8 protein-coding genes are annotated in these 6,144 nt (G+C 41.2%); all 8 read left to right on the forward strand.

Translation table 11 applies throughout. The features are described 5' to 3' along the window. The first annotated feature begins 42 nt into the window (after nt 1-42). The 8 genes from BLQ60_RS09700 to BLQ60_RS09735 all read left to right on the forward strand — a co-directional run bounded on the left by BLQ60_RS09700 (nt 43) and on the right by BLQ60_RS09735 (nt 5,831). Nucleotides 43-234 carry an NF038104 family lipoprotein gene (locus tag BLQ60_RS09700; RefSeq protein ID WP_092619515.1) on the forward strand — a complete coding sequence of 64 codons (192 nt, stop codon included), beginning with the start codon at nt 43-45 and terminating at the stop codon, nt 232-234. A 161-nt stretch (nt 235-395) separates the two neighbouring features. Next, on the forward strand, nt 396-1,088 hold the full coding sequence (recO, locus tag BLQ60_RS09705) for a DNA repair protein RecO (protein ID WP_092619518.1): 693 nt from the start codon (nt 396-398) through the stop codon (nt 1,086-1,088). A gap of 105 nt (nt 1,089-1,193) precedes the next feature. Beyond that, a complete protein-coding gene (pdxJ, locus tag BLQ60_RS09710) occupies nt 1,194-1,913 on the forward strand; it encodes a pyridoxine 5'-phosphate synthase (RefSeq protein WP_092619521.1) in 720 nt (239 codons plus the stop codon). Between the two features lie 36 nt (nt 1,914-1,949). After that, nucleotides 1,950-2,633 (forward strand): MiaE family protein, encoded by a 684-nt coding sequence (locus BLQ60_RS09715; RefSeq protein ID WP_092619522.1) that lies wholly within the window; start codon nt 1,950-1,952, stop codon nt 2,631-2,633. Nucleotides 2,634-2,812: 179 nt separating this feature from the next. After that, the gene (cysM, locus tag BLQ60_RS09720; RefSeq protein WP_092619525.1) at nt 2,813-3,775 is read left to right on the forward strand and encodes a cysteine synthase CysM; all 963 of its coding nucleotides are present in this window, start codon (nt 2,813-2,815) and stop codon (nt 3,773-3,775) included. Nucleotides 3,776-3,811: 36 nt separating this feature from the next. After that, entirely contained in the window at nt 3,812-4,621 is an 810-nt protein-coding gene (locus tag BLQ60_RS09725) for a 3'-5' exonuclease (protein ID WP_378235222.1), read from the forward strand. A gap of 87 nt (nt 4,622-4,708) precedes the next feature. Further along, on the forward strand, nt 4,709-5,359 hold the full coding sequence (locus BLQ60_RS09730; protein ID WP_092619531.1) for a hypothetical protein: 651 nt from the start codon (nt 4,709-4,711) through the stop codon (nt 5,357-5,359). Between the two features lie 16 nt (nt 5,360-5,375). Further along, nucleotides 5,376-5,831 carry a hypothetical protein gene (locus BLQ60_RS09735; protein ID WP_092619533.1) on the forward strand — a complete coding sequence of 152 codons (456 nt, stop codon included), beginning with the start codon at nt 5,376-5,378 and terminating at the stop codon, nt 5,829-5,831. Nucleotides 5,832-6,144: the final 313 nt, after the last annotated feature.

The raw sequence follows: 6,144 nt of genomic DNA on the forward strand, positions 1-6,144 counted from the left end.
CTCAATTGTGCGCTATCACTGCGTTAGATAGAGGTAAAACGGATGAATGCGACAGTTAAAGCATCCTTATTGATTTTTTGTTTATGTACTTTTGCGTTGCAAGGCTGTATTACTAAGGTGGTGACAGTGCCTGCGAAGATTGCCTATAAAACTACGAAAGGTGTGGTCAAAGGTACAGCAGCGGTTGCAGGCGCTGTGATTCCTGGCGGTGATGAGGATGACGAGGACGATTAAGTCTTTGATGATTGGGTCTTTGATGATGAGGTCTTTTGGTATTCGTATTTATTGTCAGAGTGCATAATAGATCATGTGGATTGAACGGCGTTCAGCAGTGTAAATATTTTCCGCAGTAATCTAATCTCTAAACAATAACGCTTGAGGTGCTTAGCAAAGCCATGATGCGTAATCAATCCTTAACGGGCTTTGCCATACATCAACGGCGCTATCGTGAGCGCAGTTATATTCTGCATTTTTTTAGTGAAGAATTTGGGCGAGTTGATGGTGTGACTCGCCAACAACCACCTGCGCTATATCATCGCACTCAGCTTCAAGCGACGGGCAAATCAGATTTAAAAAATTTTAGTCAAATCGACGTACAAGGTCAGCCATTTTTTCTACAGCAAAAAGCCTTGTTTGCTGGCTTTTATCTCAATGAAATTCTACTCAGACTCATGCCACCCGAAGAGCCGATGCCTGAGACCTATCTTGCTTATCAAACTGCATTGGAACAACTGAAAAACCTCGCCAAAGATGATCCCAAAGATATGCAATTGAAATTGATTCTACGTCAGTTTGAACAGGTGTTTCTGCAAGAGCTGGGTTATGCGATAGACTTTAGCCAAGATGCGAATGGGCAAGACATCGCACCGACGCTGTATTATCAGTTTATCCCGCAAGAAGGTTTCGTCATTGGGCAATATGGGCAACATTTTTTGGGGCAAGATTTATTGAATCTTGTGCAAAGTGAGCAAATCAACTCGGAAAATGTGCACTTACTTGCTAAACTATATCGGCTGATTTTGACGGAACTGTTAGGGAATAAACCGCTAAAAAGCCGTCAACTTTGGGTCAGTCAGTTACAACGCTAAGGTTATTGTAGAACTAAGGTTTTTTAAAAAATCATCTACAGAGAATACATCGCTTCATCTAAATGCACGTTTCGCCGTACATTTTAAACATTTTAGGACAGTTTCATGGCAGCACTTTTAGGCGTCAATATTGATCACGTTGCAACACTTCGCCAAGCACGTGGCACGATTTATCCTGATCCTGTCAATGCGGCGCTGATCTGCGAGCAAGCGGGTGCAGAGGGCATTACTTTGCATCTGCGTGAAGACCGCCGTCATATCCAAGATGCGGATGTCTATCGTATGCGCCCACTGTTGACCACACGCATGAATCTTGAAATGGCAGTGACTGAAGAAATGCAGGCGATTGCACTTGAAGTGATGCCACAACATGTCTGTCTCGTACCTGAACGTCGCCAAGAAGTCACGACTGAAGGTGGATTGGATGTAGTCACGCATTTTGAAAAAGTCAAAGCGATGACGCAGGCTTTGGTTAAAGCAGGAATAGACGTATCGCTATTTATTGATCCTGATGCGGCGCAAATTGATGCGGCAATCCGTTGTGGCGCTCCGACCATTGAAATTCATACAGGGGCGTATGCTGATGCGACTGGCGAGGCACAACAACACGAACTGACCCGAATTCAACATGCAGTGCAATATGCAGAAGGGCGTTTGATTGTGAATGCTGGTCATGGACTCAACTTGGATAATGTCACGCCAATCGCAGCACTTCCACAGATTCATGAGTTAAATATTGGGCATGCTATTATTGCCGATAGTATTTTCGTTGGTCTGGTGCAAGCGGTGCAACAGATGAAAGCGACCATTCAAGCTGCTCGTTAATTCATTTTCTACATTTTAAATTAAATAGTTTTTCCTATGTCTGATGATTTAAAGCACGCCAATCATTCCAATGATTTAAGCAATCGTGGCTTAGATAACCTCATGCAACCTGTCTACGATTTCCTCGGCTGTCGGACACCGCAAGCGTGGCTTGATGCCGCTAGCGAAAATTTAGAATTGCTAATACAAGATCATGCCAACTGTGAAAAGAAAGCGGCTGGTACGGCGATGAATCTGATGTTCCGTTATAGTTTTTTTACCGATTTACAAGTCAAACTGGCGCAACTGGTGCGTGAAGAAATGCTGCATTATGAGCAAGTACTTGAGTTTATGGCAAAGCGTGGGCAGGAATGGAAAGCGGTGAGTGCAGGGCGTTATGCTGGTGGTTTGCGTAAAGAGATTCGCACCTATGAACCTGAGGCGTTGGTCGATGTATTGATCATTGGCGCGTTTGTTGAGGCACGTTCTTGTGAGCGTTTTGCAGCATTATCGCCAATCGTGGATGAGGAACTTGGGCGCTATTATCGTTATCTGCTTAAGTCCGAAGCACGACATTTTGAAGACTATTTAACCTTGGCAAAAGATGTGGCAACCACTGCCGAGATGAAAAATCCTGATGAAGATATTGCCGAACGGATTGTACATATCCGTCAGGTGGAAGCGGATTTGATCCAAAGTCCAGATAAGCAGTTCCGTTTTCATAGTGGTGTGCCTGCTTAAATCAGTTGTGAAATATCACAGAATCAATCTAAGTGATCTACGGGTTTATCATGTCTAACAGTGATCATGATTATGGTCTGGGTCGCTTTCAGAATTTATCTGCTGAGATTCGGATGCAAATCACCGACTTTTTGACTACAATGAATGCCAACATTTATATCGCAAAATAAGATTTTATTATGAGCAATCAGCCTTCTAACGTTTCAGCAAATCCAGTTTCTGCATTATTTAATACCGATGAATTTACCCTTGATCATTTTGTCGGTGGTACGCCATTGGTGCGTTTGAAGCGACTGAATAAAAGCCCTGTCACCGTATTGGCGAAACTCGAAGGCAATAATCCTGCGGGTTCGGTTAAAGATCGTCCTGCCTATAATATGATCATGCAAGCGGAAAAGCGTGGCGAAATCAAACCGGGTGACACCTTGATCGAAGCGACCAGTGGCAATACAGGCATTGCTTTGGCGATGGTGGCAGCAATGCGTGGCTACAAGATGAAGCTGATCATGCCTGATAATATGAGCCAAGAGCGTAAAGATGCCATGATCGCCTATGGTGCAGAGTTGATCGAAGTGACAAAAGCACAAGGTATGGAAGGCGCTCGTGATTTGGCACTACAGATGCAAGCCGAAGGCAAAGGCATGGTGCTCAATCAATTTGGTAATCCTGATAATGTCGATGCGCACTATCGCACTACAGGTCCTGAAATCTGGAATGCAACGCAAGGCAAAATCACCCATTTTGTTAGCTCAATGGGCACCACTGGCACGATCATGGGCGTGTCAAAATATCTCAAAGAACAAAATCCTGAGATTCAAATTATCGGTTTACAACCGTCAGAAGGGTCTTCAATTGCGGGGATTCGTCGTTGGCCTCAAGAGTATTTACCGACGATTTTTGATGCAAGCCGTGTCGATCAAGTGATGGACGTCGATCAAAAAGATGCCGAAGTGACCATGCGTCGCCTTGCTCGTGAAGAGGGCATTAGTGCAGGAACGTCTTCAGGCGGTGCAGTGTGGGCGTCATTGCAAATCGCCGAGCAAATTGCCACTGAAAACCCTGAAGCGGTCATCGTGTGTATTATCTGTGATCGTGGTGACCGTTACTTATCGACAGGACTATTCTCCCAAAAAGATGACTAATTGATTGAATATTTCTAAAAAGGAAAATCCCAAATGATGTTTGGCAATCCTGTCTTGGTGTTTGATATAGAAACGGTGACTGCGCTCAAAGCAGGTCGCCAACTCTATCAATTGGATTTGTCTGATGACGATGCTAGCCAAGCCTTAGCCAAGATTCGCCGTCAAGAATCAGGCACGGATTTTCCACGATTGCCACTGCATGAGGTGGTGTGCATTTCGGGTTTATGGATTGATGAAGATAAATTTCAGCTGTTTTCTTGGACGCAGGAGCAGTACAGCGAAAAAGAAATTTTACAGAAATTTATCTCGATCTTTAGCAAGAAGTCGCCTGTTTTGGTCAGTTGGAATGGTGCGCAGTTTGATCTGCCTGTGATCATGTATCGCAGTTTGTACTATGGCTTGTCCGCACCTGAGCTGTTTGAGCAGGGTGATTGGAATAGTCAAAAGCGTCATAATAATTACCAAAACCGCTATCACCCACGCCATACTGATCTGATGGATGTGCTCGCAGGATTTAACTTGCGCAATGTGCAAAAGCTCGATGATGTGGCGCAAATCCTCGGTTATCCTGGGAAGCGTGGTATCTCTGGTTATCATGTGGCGGACTATGTGAAAAATGCACAATGGCTGAATTTGAGTAGTTACTGTGAGGGTGATGTGCTGAATACGTGGTTGGTGTATTTGCGGTGGATGTTGCTTCGTGGCTTTATTCAGCAAGATCAACATCGCCAATGGATTGGACATACCATCCAATATTTAAATACGCAGTCGCAACATGCCGACTTTTTAGAAGATTGGCGGAAAAGTAGTTTAAGTAGTGAATTTACAGCGCAGGATTTTGATTGATTATTTCTTGATGTTTGAAAGGCTGGAATTAAGATAACATTATAAATGACAATACTTATTATTTTAACGTATTTATAGGAGGAGCTAATGTTAAGTTGTTCTAGGTTTTATTTGCCTTTGTTGTTATTTTTTTCAGGGTATGCCTTTGCTTTGCCAAAATATGAAGCATATGGTCGTATTGAAACAAAAATACACGGATCTCATAAAGATGATTTTATAGGTAAAATAATTAAATTTGATTCTGTAAAAGTTCCGCAAGAAATACTTGAGTTGGAGTTTAGTAGTGATAAAAAATATATACTAAAACGCGAAGATATAGAGATTACTGTTTTTAAAGATGATGATAATTTCAACAAAATTAGAATCTTTACAAAGTATGATCTTTTGCTAAAAAGACAAAAAGAATTGTCTGGCTATTTTTATGCCATTTGTCCTGTTGTTGAAAGTGTTGAGAAGGATTTAAGTAAAATTATAGACGTAAGAATAGTTGATGGTAGGAAGATTACTGAAATCGAACCAAAGTTCGAAATTCTTTCAGAACGCATTATTGATCCTGGTTTTTTTTCTATAGATAATGACCCAAGAAACAGACATATTATCTTAACTAATCAGCCGAGTGAGTCATTTATGGAGACAAAACTAGAAATCCTTTGTTTAAAAGCAGCAACTGAAATTTATAATATAATAATTGAGGAGAGAAATAGGGCAAACGCCTTAGAAGATTTTGAAAATGAATAGTAAAGAGTGATTAACTGTGAAGAATTTATTTTTTGTTTATGTCTTATTAATTTGTCTCTCTGGCTGTACTGATTCGCCGAAGGAAAGAGTCGAACATTTACAACCTATTGAACAGCAGTATATTTCTGGTGAAATGGACAACATGCAAGTTTCATCCTTTACCTCGGATGAAGTTCATAGCGATGAAGATAGAGAGTCTATTAGTGATGTAGATGACGTTTTAGAATCAGTATATCAGCAGGTTGTAGATGAATCTATTCAAGAGTATCAGATAGCTAAGAAGCATGGCGATTTAGTAGATGTCTGTGTTCAGGCAGGGCTTGTGTCAGCCGCACAGTTACAAGCTAAAAATGAAGATGGTTATGCTAAGTGGAAAAACATAGAGAAGGCTGACTGCGAAGCTTATGAAAATCAGGTAGAATTATCTTTTGATGAGCTAGATTCGACAGATATAGATAATTTAAGTAAGTGATCCCTTTTTAGTTTAGTCATTGTTGAGTAATAGAGCTTGGTATTTAAGTAAAAAATTTAGTCTAGCAGAAATCCTTAGGTATGGTGCTTGTTTTATCTTAAATTATTTATTTTTAGGGGGATTACCTATCAAATTAATTGATCTTGCAAGATTTGACTCATAAACACATTATTTGAGGATATTACCCAACTAAATATAGCTTTGTAATACTTGAATCATGAATAGCCACCAAAATTCTAGACACACATAACCATCTTTTGATGGGCCTTTTCATAATCTAATGGAGAACGCTGACCATTGGAACCATGTCTGC

The organism is Acinetobacter marinus (assembly GCF_900096915.1).
Lineage (GTDB): Bacteria > Pseudomonadota > Gammaproteobacteria > Pseudomonadales > Moraxellaceae > Acinetobacter > Acinetobacter marinus.

Coding starts and splice junctions, on each gene's coding strand:
- BLQ60_RS09725 (WP_378235222.1), top strand. CDS start 3,812: ATGTTTGGCAATCCTGTCTTGGTGTTTGATATAGAAACGGTGACTGCG.
- BLQ60_RS09730 (WP_092619531.1), top strand. CDS start 4,709: ATGTTAAGTTGTTCTAGGTTTTATTTGCCTTTGTTGTTATTTTTTTCA.
- BLQ60_RS09715 (WP_092619522.1), top strand. CDS start 1,950: ATGTCTGATGATTTAAAGCACGCCAATCATTCCAATGATTTAAGCAAT.
- BLQ60_RS09700 (WP_092619515.1), top strand. CDS start 43: ATGAATGCGACAGTTAAAGCATCCTTATTGATTTTTTGTTTATGTACT.
- pdxJ (WP_092619521.1), top strand. CDS start 1,194: ATGGCAGCACTTTTAGGCGTCAATATTGATCACGTTGCAACACTTCGC.
- recO (WP_092619518.1), top strand. CDS start 396: ATGATGCGTAATCAATCCTTAACGGGCTTTGCCATACATCAACGGCGC.
- cysM (WP_092619525.1), top strand. CDS start 2,813: ATGAGCAATCAGCCTTCTAACGTTTCAGCAAATCCAGTTTCTGCATTA.